Raw genomic sequence first — 15,669 nt, forward strand, 5'->3', positions numbered from 1 at the left:
GGGGCACTAATGTGTGTCTGAAAATTGCTTTTTATCAGTTTTCTCCAATACAGAAAGGGGATTTACATGAACCAGGAGCTGATTCAAAGCCTAAGTGTCATTACGGAAGAAGAACAGAAGATACTGGGAGGCAGTTCGGATATTGACAGAACCCTGTATATGGACCGCGGGGACATGGTCATTGACAGCGATAAGCTGCTGGAGGCCGGACAGCTTATTACCATCCGTCCCCATACCCGTTTCGTTCATTTTCCGGAGCACACCCACAACTATGTGGAGGTAATCTACATGTGCAGGGGGGAGACCACCCATGTGGTGGACGGCAGGGAGCTGAAGCTTAAGGAAGGGGAGCTGCTGTTTTTAAACCAGCACGCGGTCCAGGAAATCCAGTCTGCCGGGCTGGAGGACATTTCGGTGAACTTCATCATTCTTCCTGAATTCTTTGACACGGCCTTCCGTATGATGGGGGAGGAGGAGAACCTGCTGCGGGATTTTATTGTGGGATGTCTCTGTGATGATACCAGGTATGGACGCTATCTTCATTTCCAGATAGCGGATGTGCTGCCGGTCCAGAACCTGGTGGAGAACCTGGTGTGGTCCCTTATGCATGAGCGGGAGGGAATGCAGGCCATGAACCAGACCACCATGGGCCTGCTGCTGCGCCATCTCATGCATTATACGGGACGGATCCGGGTAAACCGCGACAGCGGACAATCCTTTGAGCAGCAGCTCACCCTGCAGGTGCTGCGTTACATAGACGAGCATTACCGGGAGGGCAGCCTGACAGAGCTGGCAGCCCTGACGGGATATGACGTGTACTGGCTCAGCCGGGCCATAAACCGCCTGCTGGGCCGCAATTACAAGGAACTGCTGCAGATTAAGCGGCTGAACCAGGCCGCTTTTCTCCTGCACAATACGCGTATGCCGGTGGCGGATGTGAGCTTTGCTGTGGGGTATGACAATACCAGCTACTTTTACAGGATATTCAGGACCTATTACGGTATGTCGCCCAGGGAGTACAGAAAGACAGGATAGAATATCCCGGGGATGAAATGCCCCTCGGTTTCAAATTGTGTTTATGTGCAAATAAGGACGCATTTTTTCATAAATGACGTTCTTATTTTTTTGCTTTATCTGTTATATCATGGAAGCAATGAGTCACTGCACTAAGCTCGTAAAAGACCTCGCTAAGTGCCAGTGACATGTATCGCACGTAAGCGTCTAAAGGACAGACGCTAAGTGCTCATAACGAGGAGGTAGGACAGTGAACCGTTATTATCTTGCGGTGGATATAGGGGCGTCCAGCGGCCGCCATATCCTGGGGCGGATGGAGAATGGAAAGATGAAACTTCGGGAAATCTACCGTTTTTCCAATGGAATGAAAATGGTGGACGGTACCCTGTGCTGGAATCTCAATGGGCTTTTTGAGGAAATCAAGGCTGGAATGAGAGAATGTAAAAAACTGGGTATCAACCCGGAGAGCATGGGCATCGACACCTGGGCCGTGGACTTTGTACTTCTGGACAAACAGGGACAAGTGCTGGGCAAGACGGCCGGCTACAGGGACAGGCGCACCGAGGGAATGGATTTAAAGGTATATGAACGGATTTCCAGGGAGGAGCTGTTCCGGAGGACCGGTATACAGAAACAGATTTTCAACACGGTTTACCAGCTTATGGCTGTAAAGGAAAAACAGCCGGATATTCTTTCCAAGGCGGAAAGCTTCCTTATGGTACCGGATTACTTAAACTTCCTGCTGACCGGGGTAAAGAAACAGGAGTACACCAATGCCACCACCACCCAGCTGGTCAATCCCTCTGAACGTACCTGGGACAGGGAACTGATTGAAACTCTGGGATATCCGCAGAAGCTTTTTGGCGGGCTGTCCATGCCGGGAACCGTGGTGGGAAGGCTCAGTGAGGATGTGAGGAAAGAGACAGGTCTGGATTGCCGGGTGGTGCTTCCGGCCACACACGACACTGGTTCCGCCGTGGCGGCCGTACCGTCCAACCGCGGCCATGTACTCTATATCAGCTCCGGCACATGGTCCCTGATGGGGACAGAGCTTAAGGACGCTGACTGCCGGGAGGTGAGCATGGAGGCCAACTTTACCAACGAGGGCGGATATGAGTACAGGTACCGTTTCCTTAAGAACATCATGGGGCTGTGGATGATTCAGTCCGTGAGAAAGGAGTGGAAGGAATCAGGGGAGGATTACTCCTTTGGCGAGATATGCGAGAGGGCTTCCCGCGAAACCATTTCCTCCATTGTGGACTGCAATGACAGCCGTTTCCTGGCTCCTGAGAGCATGTGCGGCGCGGTGAAGGCATACTGTGAGGAGAGCGGACAGCAGGTTCCTGAGACTAAGTGGGAGATGGCGGCTGTGATTTACAACAGCCTGGCGGACTGCTACCGCATCTGCTGCCGGGAAATCCAGGCCCTTACAGGCGTGCGCTATGACTGCATCCATATCGTTGGAGGCGGGGCCAACGCAGACTACTTAAACCGCCTGACGGCAAAGGCCACAGGAAAGACCGTATACGCGGGGCCCACGGAAGCCACGGCCATCGGCAATCTGGCGGTGCAGATGATAGAGGGGAAGGAGTTTGAGAGCCTTGAGGAGGCCAGGGACAGCATTTTCCGCTCATTTGAAATAAAGACCTATGAACCGTCTGAGAAGGTTTGCTAAATGGTAACAGCCCGGGCTGTTACGCTGAAGGATTCGATGAAGGGAGAGAACCGTATGGTAAGGAAGGGATTTAAGATGTTCCTCAATCCGGGTATGGCAGAGGAATATGAGAAGCGCCACAATGAGCTGTGGCCTGAGATGAAAGAGATGATACACCAGTACGGCGGACATAATTACAGCATTTTTCTGGACAGGGAAACCAATGTGCTCTATGGGTATCTGGAGGTGGAGGACGAGGAGCTCTGGGCCAAATCAGCAGATACGCCCATAAACCGCAGATGGTGGGACTATATGGCTGACATCATGGAAACCCGTGCAGACAACAGTCCGGTATGCGTGGATTTTGTACCAGTGTTTCATTTGAATTAACAGTTGACCGATATTTGAGTAAGATTTGATGGTGAAAAGGAGAGAACCATGAATATACAGGAAAGATATGAATCAGCAAAAGAAATTTACGCCGGATTAGGGGTTGACGTGGACGCTGCAGTGGAGCGGCTTAAGAACATCCCTGTCTCCATGCATTGCTGGCAGGGGGATGACGTTATGGGATTTGAGGGCGCGGACAGTCTGTCAGGCGGCATCCAGGCAACGGGCAACTATCCGGGAAAGGCCAGAAATCCCCAGGAGCTTATGGCGGATATTGACAAGGCGCTGAGCCTGATTCCGGGCAAGCACAGAATCAATCTTCATGCCAGCTACGCCATTTTCACGGATGGGGAAAAAGCGGACCGCGACGCACTGGAGCCAAAGCATTTTGCAAAGTGGGTGGAGTTTGCCAGGAAGAGAGGACTGGGACTGGATTTTAACCCAACCATGTTCTCCCATCCAAAGGCTGAGAATGCCACCCTGTCCAGTGAGGACCCTGAAATCAGAAAATTCTGGATTGACCACTGCAGGGCTTGTGTGCGCATTTCCCAGTACTTTGCCGAGGAGCTGGGAAGTCCCTGCTCCATGAATATCTGGATTCCCGACGGCTTCAAGGATATTCCGGCTGACCGCATGAGCCCCAGGGCCAGGCTTAAGGATTCCCTGGACCAGATTCTGTCCATGGATTACGACAAGAGCAAGGTGCTTATCGCGGTGGAATCCAAGGTGTTCGGCATTGGCATGGAGAGCTGTACCGTGGGCTCCCATGAGTTTTATATGAACTATGCGGCCGCCAGGGGAATCATGTGTCTGCTGGACAGCGGCCATTTCCACCCCACGGAAATGATATCTGATAAGATATCCTCCATGCTGCTGTTTTCAGACAAGGTTGCCCTCCATGTAAGCCGTCCCGTGCGCTGGGACAGCGACCATGTGGTGCTCTTTGACGACGAGACAAGGGAGATTGCCAAGGAAATCGTCAGGAATGACCCGGACAGAGTGCTTCTGGCCCTGGACTTCTTTGACGCCAGCATCAACCGAATCTGCGCATGGGTGGTGGGCATGAGAAACATGCAGAAGGCCCTTTTATACGCCCTGCTGATGCCAAATGAGAAGCTTGCAAAGCTTCAGGAGGAGCGCAGGTTTACGGAGCTTATAATGGAGCAGGAAGAGCTTAAAACATATCCATTTGGGGACGTATGGGATTATTTCTGCCAGATAAACCAGGTTCCGGTGAAGGAGCAGTGGTTTAAGGAAGCCGAAGCCTACGAGAAGGAAGTGCTCTCAAAGCGCGGATAATACGGTTCAAGGAGCCGGAGACGGTTAAGCCCTGTAACATAAATTCAGAAGAATGAATCTCAGCAAAAGAAAGAGAGTGAGGATTAGAAAATGAAGGTATTGGACACAGCCTTTGCAAAAGGCTTCATACGTGTATGTGATGATGGTTTTAACCAGAACTGGCATGAGAGGAACGGCGGCAACTTAAGCTACCGCATCAAACCGGAGGAAGTGGAGTCCGTGAAGGAGGAGCTTTCTTATGACGGGAAGTGGCAGCCCGTCGGCGCCAGTGTTCCTGCCCTGTCAGGGGAGTATTTCATGGTGTCGGGAAGCGGCAGGTTTATGCGCAACATGATTCTGGAACCGGAGACCAACTGCTGCATCATAGAAGTAGACCAGACAGGGGAGAACTACCGCATCTGCTGGGGGCTTGTAAAGGGAGGAATGCCCACCAGCGAGCTGCCCACCCATCTGATGAACCATGAGGTGAAGATGAAGGCAACAGAGGGAAGATACAGGGTGATTTACCATGCCCATCCGGCCAACATCATTGCACTGACCTTTGTCCTGCCGCTGACAGACGAGGTGTTTACCAGGGAACTGTGGGAAATGGCCACGGAATGCCCGGTGGTATTTCCGGCCGGCATAGGCGTGGTGGGCTGGATGGTGCCGGGCGGCCGTGACATTGCCGTGGCCACCAGCAGGCTGATGGAAGAGTACGACGCAGCTGTATGGGCCCACCACGGCCTGTTCTGCGCGGGCGAGGACTTTGATTTGACCTTTGGCCTGATGCATACCATTGAGAAGTCGGCGGAAATTCTGGTAAAGGTGCTGAGCATCCGTCCGGACAAGCTCCAGACCATCACACCACAGGATTTCAGAAATCTGGCAGTGGATTTCCATGTGAACCTGCCTGAGAAGTTCCTGTACGAGAAATAGGCGGAATCGGGAAGATTAAAGAGGCAGCACTGAGGCAATAAAGAAAGAGGGAGCGTTCCTGAAAGGGGAGTACGCTCCTTCTTTTGGTGCATGAAGAAAATCATACAAAGTTGTGGTGGATATACGACTGCCGGTGAGAGGAAAGCCGCTCTGTGTCCTCCTCAAATTCTGTGGTCTGTTCATTGGTATAGGTCACTGTGTTCAGGGTCTTGCGGTACTTTAGAGGGGAAATGGTCATGAAGGACTTGAACATCCGCTCAAAGTAGGTCAGGCTTTCATAACCCAGCTCATGGGCAATCTGCGAGATGCTCATGTCCGTTTCCTCCAGAAGGCGTTTGGCCTTGCGGATGCGGTGTATGTTGGTGTACTCCGTGACCGTGTATCCCGTAATCTCCTTAAAGGTGCGGCAGACATAATATTTGCTGAGATAAAAGTGGGCGGCCAGCTCCTCCAGGGAAATGTTCTGTTCGCAGTTCTCGGACAGATAGTCTGCAATGGCGTAGGCTGTGCGGTATTTGGGATGGTCTGAGGAGTGGGGGCTGGCGCCCTCCTGCTTTGACACATAGGAGGTTATCTTAAAGAGCCACGTAAGGGTCTCAAGACCAATGCCAACTTTGTAATTATGGGCTTTTTCAGTCATGGCAATGCGCAGGTTGCGGTAGAAATTGAGAAACAGGGCCTGCTGCTCCTTGTCCAGGTGGTAGACTCCGTAGTGTTCATGAAAGAACCGAACCAGCTGCAGGGAAGGATACTGCCCGTCAAATGCTTTCATTCTGTCATAGCTGACGTACAGGATGACGCGGTTATGGCCCGTATCCTCCGCTGTGACGGACTTTGTCATGTGAATAAGGTTGGTGTCCACCAGAATCAGGTCCCCGGAGCGGGCCACATATTCCCTGTTATTGAAAAAGAAAAGGCGTTCCCCTTCAATGATATAAAAGATTTCATATTGGTTGTGGAAATGCTTTACGCGCATGTCAAATTTGCCGTACCGGACCATCTGTTCCAGGGAAATGCCCTCAATCTCTCCGTAAAATGTAACTTTTTCCATATGCCGGTCATATCCTCCTGTTCCCATGTATCCATCTATAGTATAGTTGTAATAAATAAGGGCAGACATGTCAACAGAGGAGAGCAATATAGTTTGAAAAATTAAAAAAGACTGCAACAGGGAATAAGAAACAGCCGCCTTCCTGTGATACAATCTAGTCAAACAAAAGCACAGCAGCAAATTCAGTATGAATCACGTATGAAAAGGAGAGAGAACATGAAATCTTGCAGGAAAACAATCGGTATCGCGGCAGCGCTTTTAAGTATAGCCGTAATATGTGTGACCTTTTTCCGGGTGACAAGTGCAAAGGCCAGCGACAAGCTGGTAATCAGACTGGCCCACAACCAGGCGGCCGGCTCCGAGATAGCGGATTCCATTGCCCTGATATCAGATATCACGGCAGAGGATGCGTCCATGAACATGGAGGTGCAGATTTATCCCAGCGGCGTCCTTGGGACAGAGAAGGATATCATCGAGATGGTGAAGGCGGGAATCCTGGACATGGCAAAGGTCAGCTCCAACACCCTGGGGCAGTTTAAAGAAGAGTACTCCATTTTTGCCGTACCATATCTTTTTAACGGGCAGCAGCATTATTACGATGCCATGCAGAAATCAGAGAAGGTGAAAGAGCTGTTTATGTCCACGGAGGACGATGGCTACATAGCCGTAGGCTACTATGCCAATGGCGCCAGGAACTTCTATCTGAAGGAAGACAGGCCCTGTGTGGAACCGTCAGCATTAAAGGGCAAGAAGATACGTTCCATGCCCAACACCACCTCCATGGATATGATTGAGGCCATGGGAGGAACCCCGGTGCCCATGGCGGCGGGAGAGACATACGCCTCTCTGCAGCAGGGAATCGTGGACGGAGCGGAGAATACAGAGCTGGCCCTTACCGTGGACGGTCATCAGGATTTGGTGAAATCCTATACATATACAGAGCACCAGTATTCCCCGGACATCTACATCATCAGCACCAAGACCTGGAACCGTATGACGAAGGAGCAGCAGGACTACCTGGTAAAGGGATTTGAAAAGACCAACGAGAACTTCAAGCGGCTCTACAACGGAATGATGGACCAGGCCATGGAAGAGGCTGAATCCAACGGCGTGCACGTTTACAGAGACATTGACAAGACTGCGTTTATACAGGCGGTACAGCCCATCCATAACAAATTCTGTGCAAAGGGCGAGAGCTATAAAGCCCTGTATGACGATATCCAGAAGTATGCAGAGTAAAAGGGGGATAACAAGATGATGAAAATATTGAACCGATTCCTGGAAACCGTTCTGGCCTTTCTGGCGGCGCTTATGGTAGCGGGGTGCTTCTGGCAGGTAATCACCCGCTTCCTGCTGCACAATCCCAGCAAATATACGGAAGAACTGTTAAGATACATGCTCATATGGCTTACCATGCTGGGGGTGCCCTATGCCTACGGCAAGGAAAGCCACCTGTCCATTAACCTGATTACCAGGACATTTAAGCCAAAGAACCTGACCAGGACAAAAATAGGAATCGAATTTCTGGTCCTGTTCATCAGCGTCTTTGTGATGATAGCGGGAGGCATCATGGTGACCCTTAACTCGGCCGGACAGATATCACCGGCCATGGAACTGCCCATGCAGGTATATTACATCTGCGTACCCATAAGCGGCGTTTTGATGGTGTTATACTGCCTGCAGCGTCTCATCATGTTTACAAAGGAATTAAAGGAGGAAAAATAGTATGGAAATTCAGGCAGCCATTGTTCTGGTTCTGGTATTCTTTCTCATGCTTGCCATGAGCGTACCTGTATCATTCAGCATCATTTCAGCGTCACTGCTGACCATCATCATGTTTCTGACTCCCGGGTTTGGAATGTTTGTCTCTGCCCAGAAGATTGTCAGCGGCATCGACAGCTTTACACTTTTGGCCGTGCCCTTCTTCGTGCTGGCAGGACTGCTTATGAGCAGCGGCGGCATAGCAAAACGGCTGATTAACCTGGCCATGCTTTTTCTGGGCAAGGTTCCCGGCTCCCTGGCCATGACCAACATAGCAGGCAATGCCATGTTTGGTTCCATATCCGGCTCAGGCATTGCGGCGGCAACAGCCATCGGAGGCGTCATGCTTCCGCTGGAGGAGGAGCAGGGATACGACAAGGGTTTTTCAGCAGCCGTGAACATAGCCACCGCGCCTGTGGGCCAGCTGATTCCCCCCACGGCCTCCTTTATCGTGTATTCAGCTGCCAGCGGCGGCGTCTCTGTTGCGGCCCTTCTCATGGCGGGCTGGGTGCCGGGACTTTTGTGGGCAGCCCTTTGCATGGCAGTGGCCTGCGTCTATGGCGCAAAGCACGGATATGTGATGAAGCGGGATAAGATGAGCGCGGCCGTCATTGTAAAGACCATATGGGAGGCCATTCCCAGCCTGTTCCTCATCGTCATCATCATTGGCGGCATCCTTTCCGGCTATTTCACACCCACCGAGGCATCGGGCGTGGCAGTTGTGTACGCCTTCCTTTTGTCGGTATTTGTTTATAAGAGTATTCAGATTAAGGATATCCCCAAGATACTGGTGGACACGGCGGTTATGACTGCCATCGTCATGCTGATTATCGGCGCGTCCTCTGTGCTGTCCTTTGTTCTGTCCTTCACAGGACTGCCGCAGGCCATCAGCAGCCTGCTTTTAGGAATCTCCGATAACCGGATTGTCATACTGTTAATCATCAATATAACGCTGCTGATTGTGGGAACCTTTATGGACATGGCCCCGGCCCTGCTCATATTTACGCCTATTTTCCTTCCCATTGTAAAGAGTCTGGGAATGGACCCCATCCAGTTTGGCGTCATGATTGTCATGAACCTGTCCATCGGCACCATCACGCCTCCGGTGGGAAATGTACTCTTTGTGGGCTGCAGCGTTGCCAGACTGCAGGTGGAGGACGTGATGAAAAAGCTGCTTCCGTTCTTTGCAGCGATTGTCGCGGCATTGATGTTCATAACCTTTGTGCCCGGATTCAGCATGTGGCTGCCCGGTGTCCTGGGATTGTTAAAATAGGAGGATAGGAAATCAGAATGAGGAGTGTAAAAATGAGGACGGCAGATAAAAAGAGAGTGCAGGAAAAGCTGGACCTTGTCATTGAAAAGCTCATGAATCTGGGCGGACCGGAGAACGGGGAGGAGCTGGCTGAGGGCGGTGAGGCCATTGGCTTTTTCAAACGGGATTTTGGAATCCGGGAATGGGACTGGCCCCAGGGCGTGGGACTGTACGGCCTGTTAAGAATCATGCAGGCCCGGAAAAACGAAGATTATAAGGAGTTCCTGTACCAGTGGTTCAAGGACAACATGAGGGAAGGCCTTCCCTCAAAAAATATCAATACCACCACGCCCCTTCTCACCCTGGCAGAGCTTAACGAGTATTATCACGACCAGGAATTTGAAGCGCTGTGCTTTAAATGGGCGGACTGGCTCATGAACTGCCTGCCCAGGACCATGGAAAGGGGATTCCAGCATGTGACCAGCGCCAACGGGGACCGTCAGGGAGTGAGGCTCAATGAAAACGAGATGTGGATTGACACCATTTTCATGACAGTGCTCTTTCTTAACCGGATGGGGCAGAAATACCAGAACCAGTCATGGATTGACGAGTCCATCCACCAGGTGCTGATGCACATCAAGTATCTGTGGGATAAGGAGACAGGACTGTTCTACCATGGATGGACCTTCAATGAAAGGAATAATTTCGGCGGTATCTTCTGGTGCAGGGGAAACAGCTGGTTTACCTTAGGAATACTGGATTATATCGATATGTTTAAGGGTACCATGAATGCCGGTGTAAAGGAGTTTGTGGTGGATACATATAAGGCCCAGGTGGAGGCCCTTAAGGGACTTCAGGGCAAAAGCGGCCTGTGGCACACGGTGCTGACCGACGGGGACAGCTATGAGGAAGTGTCAGGCAGCGCCGCCATCACCGCGGGAATTCTCAAGGGAATCCGGTACGGAATCCTGGACGATTCCTATCTGCCCTGCGCCTGGAAGGCAGTGGAAGCCATTCTGGACAGCATTGACAGGGACGGCACTGTGCTCAATGTGTCCGGCGGCACCGGCATGGGGTATGACGCGGACCACTATAAGAATATATTGATTGCACCCATGGCTTATGGGCAGTCGCTGACCATATTGGCGCTGGCAGAGGCCTTGCTGCACCTGGACTGATATTTGCCTGGCGTGAGCGGGAAGCCTTATTAAAAGTTATATGAGTTTCATGAAAAGTGTCTGTAACCGTCAACAGGCACTTTCTTTTTTTCTATATTGATAATATAATAGGCACATGTATATTACGGCCGGGCTGTGATGATTTTGTTGAAAGAGAGGAAATGAATCCATGAAAGTATTGAAACAGGGAGATATATATGCGCCGGAGCATCTGGGGAGGAAGGATATCCTGATAGAAGGAAGCAGGATAGCCAGGATAGCGGACCACATAGACGAATACGACCAGATAGAGGAGGTGGAGAAGGTGGACCTGGGCGGGCGCATTCTGACGCCGGGATACATGGATATCCATGTCCATATAACAGGCGGAGGCGGCGAGAGCGGACCCGCCACCAGGGTGCCGGAGGCAAGCCTCAGCGTGCTGGTCCGAAACGGCATTACAACGGTGGTGGGACTTTTGGGCACAGACGGGATAACCAGAAGCCTGGAGAACCTTCTGGCAAAGGCAAGGGCTTTCAATGAAGAGGGAATCACCTGCCGTATCCTCACCGGGGCATACGGATACCCGTCCCCCACCATCACAGGGAGCGTGGAGCGGGATATAGCTCTTATTGACCTGATGGTGGGTGTTAAAATCGCCATGAGCGACCACAGAAGCTCCAATCTGACAGGAGAACAGCTGATTTCACTGGCAACCCAGGCCCGAAGGGCCGGTATGCTCTCCGGGTGCTGCGGCTATGTGACCATCCATATGGGAAGCGGAAAGGCCAGGCTGGATCCTCTGTTCTATGCAATCGACAACAGCGATGTGCCCGTTCAGAAATTCCTTCCAACCCATATGGGGCGCACCCGGGAGCTGTTTGAGCAGGGCCTGGAATTTGTGAAGCGCGGCGGAACCATTGATATGACGGCCGGACTTACAAGGGAGGAGTTGGAGGAGACGGCGGACCAGATTCTGAGCTATCTTAAGCAGGACCCGGAGGGGCTTAACATGACCATGTCCAGCGACGCATACGGAAGCGCGCCCAGGTTCAATGAAAAGATGGAATGCATCGGCCTTACCTACGCGTCGCCCAAAAGCCTGCATGAACAGCTGAAGGTGCTGGTGTGCGAGAGAGGAGCCAGCCTGGAAAAGGTGCTGAACCTTCTGACGAAGAACCCTGCCAGAGTGCTGGGACTGACTGGAGTCAAGGGGACCGTGGCAGAAGGCGCGGACGCTGACTTTGTGGTGTACGATGATTCCATGGATATCCTCCACGTCATGGCCGGAGGCAGGAAGGCTGTGTGGGATAAAGAAGTTATTATGAAGGGGACGTTTGAAGAATAGGGAAGTTGGTCTTTAACTGCGGCAGGGTACGGATTCATGGCCGGGCTTACTTATGCAGCCCAGACAGGGGCGCACGTGATTTTTATATGTATTTTCCGTTCCCACCTGCCTCATGCGGCAAGAAAAAAAGAGGCAGGGAGGTTTTGGCCGGCTTCTGCCAGACCTGGGATGGCTATAAGACAATTTCCATGCCGTCATAGGCAAATGATACATTGTCCAGTTTTTTTTCAAATTCCCGGTAGTAAGCATAGGATTTGCCCCAATACTCATCAATGTGAGTAATGATAATGCGCTTTATCCTGTATGCGCGCTTGATCTCCATCATCTCATCCAAGGTGAACATATCGTCTCTGAAAGGTGCGGAATCAAGTTTTGACCCGTCTTTAAGTATGCCGTCGTCGGAAACAAGCCCGATTATTAAAACATCCGCATCATAGCAGACAGAGCATTTACAAAAAGGATTGGGAATTAGAAACATTCCGCCGCTTCCTACAATCTTCAACTTCATCCGTGTTCACCTCCTGGCGTCATTTTTTATTTTACTAACATCGCCCTGATTTCGCTGATCATGCCCTTTGGTATATTATCGTCGTCCAGCGGCATGATACTGCTCAGCATCCGTACGCCCTGATAAGAGAATAGCAGCAAATCCGCAACCGCGTTTACATTGGCCTGCTTAAACTCGCCTTTGTCAATGCCGTATTTAATCAGGCTGCAAAGCATTGTCTTTGAAATGTAATACTGCTTCAGCATGGCGTTGTCCTCTGATAATGGCATGCCGCTGTAATACTCATAGAAAGCAAGTCCTAACGAACCGCTCCTGTCAAGCATCTCGGACTGGTAACGCTCTAATAATTCATCCAATATGAGGGCTGCCGGCAGGTCCCTTTCCATCTTTTCAGCAACCTGGCTTTTAAGGCCCGACATAAGTTCATTTATGATGTCAGCAAATACCTGACCGGTACTCCCGTAGTGCGTATATAATCCGCCGCGGCTAAGTCCTGCTGCCTCACAGATATCTTTCATTGTAACATCCTTAAATCCCTTTTGGACAAATAAAACCAGTGCCGCTTTCCGTATGGCTGTCTTTGTTTTGTCCCCTTTTTTGCCCATGGGCCTACCACCTGCCTTTTATCCTGCCTATTTCCGACATTCGTGTCTGTTTTTAATATACGACACATGCGTCGGAAAGTCAATGAGGAAGTTCCTGCATCGCCGCGAAGCCAAAAAAAGAGTATCCGTCATTTCTGCCGGATGCTCTTTTGATATACTGCATGTCTGAAACGATATTCTTATTTAAGAATGTCATCCTTCTTTTCAAGAATTGCCTCTGCGGCTGCGCAGGCAGGACAATCACAGTATTTTGCCCCTGCGGCCTTGAGTTCCTTTGCATGGGCTGCCACGTCCTTGGCCTTGTCTGCCCCGAAGACCTGGGCGCACATATCGGATTCAGCAAAACCAATCAGGCCGTCAACCGGCATGATGTCTGTTTCCAGCTCAGCAATGTATGTTTTTGTTGCTGCGGCCTCGTTCTCAGTGCCAACTGCATCCAGCCAGGTCTGGGCTGATGCCTTTGCCTCTTTGCTGCATGATGCTGCATTCATTAATTCGTGAGTTTTTTCAACGATGAAACTTAATACTACCTTATCCATAATTGATAGCCCCGCTTTCTTCTGAAATTTACCTATATTTTACCATAAATGTCCGACATTTGCAATTTAAACATATGGTTTGTCATATAGGTTTGTCCTATATATCAGGACCGCTCTTTTGTAACAGTTCAGACAACAATGATTCCCGCAATGGGGAATCACCGCAAAAAATTCATGTTCAGAAGTTCTGAGGAAAGAGCATTGGATGCCTGCTGCATCAGACGGGCGCGGATAGTTTTGGGACAGCTTTGGGACAGCTCAGGGAAAGTTCCGGGAATGATAGTTCCGGGATATAAGCCGCAGGTTGACAAATCCGTGGATGCTGTGTATAATAGTTGACTGATGCAACAGTTGTATAATACAATAGAAATAGCAGGGAGAACGGAATGAATCAATATACGGGAATATACCGGCGCTGTGAGCTCTGGTTTATCCGGAGGGAGTTGGAGCAGTTTGGACTGCAGCCCCTGGAGGGGAAAATCATCATGTTTCTTCAGGACAACCAGTGTACCCAGGAGGATATCGGCGCACATTTTGACCTGGACAAGGGCAGGATTGCCAGAAATCTGTCTGTGCTGGAGGAAAAGGGACTGGTGCGGCGTCTTATCAACGAGAAGAATAAAAGGCAGAAGTTTGTAAGTCTCACCTGCAGGGGAAATCAGGTCCTGGAAGAGATACACCGCATATCCGGCAGATGGGACGAGATTTGTTTTTCGGGATTCACAGAGGAAGAGCGCAGGCAGCAGCAGGATTATCTGCGGCGGATTGCTGAAAATGCAATTGAATATAAACACAGAGTAGGAGAATGTACATATGGTAAACAATTTGACTGAGGGAAAACCTCTTAAATTGCTGTTTTTCTTTGCAATGCCCATGGTAGTGGGCAATCTGTTCCAGCAGCTCTACAACATGGTGGATTCCATGGTGGTGGGACGTTTTGTGGGGGAGGATGCCCTGGCAGCCGTTGGCTCATCCTTCCCTGTGGTCTTTTTGTCCGTAGCCATTGCGGCGGGCCTGTCCATGGGATGTACCGTGGTTATTTCCCAGTTCTTCGGGGCAGGTAAGATACTTGAAATGAAGATAACTGTTTCAACGGCCCTCATATCGCTGGGGGTCATCGGACTTATTATCATGGGAATCGGGGAAATCATCGCGGGACCTCTGCTGTCTCTTCTGGGAACGGACCCGGATATCATGGCTGACTCCCTTGCCTATCTGAGGATATATTTCGGGGGAGCCGTATTCCTGTTCCTGTATAATTCACTGAATGGTATCTACAATGCATTGGGAGACAGCCAGACACCTCTTAAGTTCCTCATAGTATCCGCCCTGACCAATATTGTCCTGGACCTGCTGTTTGTCATTAAATTCAACATGGGTGTGGCAGGTGTGGCCTGGGCAACCCTTATTTCCCAGGGAATGTGTGCTGTATTTTCCTTTTTTGTATTGATTGCCCGCCTGAGGAAGATGGAGAATGAGGAAGAAGCCAGAGGAAAGGCATTTACCTTTTTCGACATGTCCTCAGCTGAGCGTATTGCCAAGGTGGGCGTGCCTTCCATGCTCCAGCAGTCCATTGTCTCCGTCAGCATGATGCTGATGCAGGGGCTGGTAAATTCCTACGGAAAGGTGTTTGTGGCCGGTTACACGGCTGCCACTAAGATTGATACCCTGGCCATGATGCCCAATATGAACTTTTCCAATGCTATGTCCAGCTATGCGGCCCAGAACATTGGAGCCAGGAAAATGGACCGTGTGAAGCAGGGATACAAGGCCAGCATGTTCATGGTGGTGATATTTTCACTTATCATTACCAGTATCATTTTCCTGTTCGGGCCGCAGCTTCTGGGACTTTTCCTGAAACAGGGGTCTGAGGGAAGCGCCATGAGCTACGGACTCAGTTACATGAAGACCGTATCCGTGTTCTACATACTGATGGGAGCCCTGTTTGTAAGCAACGGTCTGCTGCGGGGAGCCGGAGATATGGGGGCGTTTATGCTCAGCTCCGTGGTAAACCTGTTCTCCCGCGTGGCCATTGCCTACCTGCTGGCGCATTTTATCGGTTCCAGCGCCATATGGTGGTCCATACCTACAGGATGGGCTATCGGCGCGTTGTTCTCCTTCCTGCGCGTAAGGAGCGGGAAGTGGATGGCAAAGAGACTGGTGGATTAAAGAT

15 protein-coding genes and 1 pseudogene are annotated in these 15,669 nt (G+C 50.8%); 12 read left to right on the plus strand and 4 right to left on the minus strand.

What is annotated here, in order from left to right:
* Positions 1 to 66: 66 nt before the first annotated feature.
* The 5 genes from LA360_RS00330 to rhaD all read left to right on the plus strand — a co-directional run bounded on the left by LA360_RS00330 (position 67) and on the right by rhaD (position 5,275).
* Positions 67 to 1,035, plus strand: a complete 969-nt coding sequence (locus LA360_RS00330) for an AraC family transcriptional regulator (RefSeq protein WP_022201649.1) — start codon at positions 67 to 69, stop codon at positions 1,033 to 1,035.
* Positions 1,036 to 1,264: 229 nt separating this feature from the next.
* A complete protein-coding gene (gene rhaB / locus LA360_RS00335; protein WP_022201648.1) occupies positions 1,265 to 2,689 on the plus strand; it encodes a rhamnulokinase in 1,425 nt (474 codons plus the stop codon).
* Positions 2,690 to 3,058 carry an L-rhamnose mutarotase gene (gene rhaM / locus LA360_RS00340; RefSeq protein ID WP_022201647.1) on the plus strand — a complete coding sequence of 123 codons (369 nt, stop codon included), beginning with the start codon at positions 2,690 to 2,692 and terminating at the stop codon, positions 3,056 to 3,058.
* A 48-nt stretch (positions 3,059 to 3,106) separates the two neighbouring features.
* A complete protein-coding gene (locus LA360_RS00345) occupies positions 3,107 to 4,357 on the plus strand; it encodes an L-rhamnose isomerase (RefSeq protein ID WP_022201646.1) in 1,251 nt (416 codons plus the stop codon).
* 90 nt (positions 4,358 to 4,447) lie between these two features.
* Positions 4,448 to 5,275 carry a rhamnulose-1-phosphate aldolase gene (gene rhaD / locus LA360_RS00350; protein ID WP_022201645.1) on the plus strand — a complete coding sequence of 276 codons (828 nt, stop codon included), beginning with the start codon at positions 4,448 to 4,450 and terminating at the stop codon, positions 5,273 to 5,275.
* A gap of 100 nt (positions 5,276 to 5,375) precedes the next feature.
* Here rhaD and LA360_RS00355 read toward each other — a convergent pair whose 3' ends face one another.
* Complete coding sequence (locus LA360_RS00355; RefSeq protein ID WP_057571545.1) at positions 5,376 to 6,326, minus strand: AraC family transcriptional regulator; 951 nt, start codon at positions 6,324 to 6,326, stop codon at positions 5,376 to 5,378.
* Between the two features lie 216 nt (positions 6,327 to 6,542).
* Between LA360_RS00355 and dctP the strand changes: the two genes are divergently transcribed.
* The 5 genes from dctP (at position 6,543) to iadA (ending at position 11,844) form a co-directional block, all read left to right on the plus strand.
* A complete protein-coding gene (gene dctP / locus LA360_RS00360; protein ID WP_112481608.1) occupies positions 6,543 to 7,565 on the plus strand; it encodes a TRAP transporter substrate-binding protein DctP in 1,023 nt (340 codons plus the stop codon).
* 15 nt (positions 7,566 to 7,580) lie between these two features.
* Positions 7,581 to 8,051, plus strand: a complete 471-nt coding sequence (locus LA360_RS00365) for a TRAP transporter small permease (RefSeq protein WP_081031159.1) — start codon at positions 7,581 to 7,583, stop codon at positions 8,049 to 8,051.
* A 1-nt stretch (position 8,052) separates the two neighbouring features.
* A complete protein-coding gene (locus LA360_RS00370) occupies positions 8,053 to 9,360 on the plus strand; it encodes a TRAP transporter large permease (protein ID WP_057571547.1) in 1,308 nt (435 codons plus the stop codon).
* Between the two features lie 17 nt (positions 9,361 to 9,377).
* Positions 9,378 to 10,517, plus strand: a complete 1,140-nt coding sequence (locus tag LA360_RS00375) for a glycoside hydrolase family 88/105 protein (protein WP_057571548.1) — start codon at positions 9,378 to 9,380, stop codon at positions 10,515 to 10,517.
* Positions 10,518 to 10,686: 169 nt separating this feature from the next.
* Positions 10,687 to 11,844: a beta-aspartyl-peptidase gene (gene iadA, locus LA360_RS00380; protein WP_057571549.1), complete on the plus strand. Its 1,158-nt coding sequence runs from the start codon at positions 10,687 to 10,689 to the stop codon at positions 11,842 to 11,844.
* 172 nt (positions 11,845 to 12,016) lie between these two features.
* Here the strand turns inward: iadA and LA360_RS00385 are convergent.
* From LA360_RS00385 to LA360_RS00395, 3 genes and pseudogenes are all read right to left on the minus strand, one after another.
* Positions 12,017 to 12,283: pseudogene (locus LA360_RS00385) on the minus strand (MBL fold metallo-hydrolase); the annotation flags it as partial.
* Between the two features lie 95 nt (positions 12,284 to 12,378).
* Positions 12,379 to 12,957: a TetR/AcrR family transcriptional regulator gene (locus tag LA360_RS00390; protein ID WP_022201637.1), complete on the minus strand. Its 579-nt coding sequence runs from the start codon at positions 12,955 to 12,957 to the stop codon at positions 12,379 to 12,381.
* A gap of 179 nt (positions 12,958 to 13,136) precedes the next feature.
* Positions 13,137 to 13,496, minus strand: a complete 360-nt coding sequence (locus tag LA360_RS00395) for a hypothetical protein (protein WP_022201636.1) — start codon at positions 13,494 to 13,496, stop codon at positions 13,137 to 13,139.
* Positions 13,497 to 13,882: 386 nt separating this feature from the next.
* On the opposite strand from LA360_RS00395, the gene LA360_RS00400 reads away from it, so the two are divergent.
* Together LA360_RS00400 and LA360_RS00405 are read left to right on the plus strand one after the other, a co-directional pair.
* Positions 13,883 to 14,329 (plus strand): MarR family winged helix-turn-helix transcriptional regulator, encoded by a 447-nt coding sequence (locus tag LA360_RS00400; protein ID WP_112481609.1) that lies wholly within the window; start codon positions 13,883 to 13,885, stop codon positions 14,327 to 14,329.
* The gene (locus LA360_RS00405; protein WP_027643567.1) at positions 14,310 to 15,665 is read left to right on the plus strand and encodes an MATE family efflux transporter; all 1,356 of its coding nucleotides are present in this window, start codon (positions 14,310 to 14,312) and stop codon (positions 15,663 to 15,665) included. Before LA360_RS00400 ends, LA360_RS00405 begins: the two co-directional genes overlap by 20 nt.
* Positions 15,666 to 15,669: the final 4 nt, after the last annotated feature.

Origin of the sequence: Enterocloster clostridioformis (assembly GCF_020297485.1) — a bacterium.
Classification (GTDB): domain Bacteria; phylum Bacillota; class Clostridia; order Lachnospirales; family Lachnospiraceae; genus Enterocloster; species Enterocloster clostridioformis.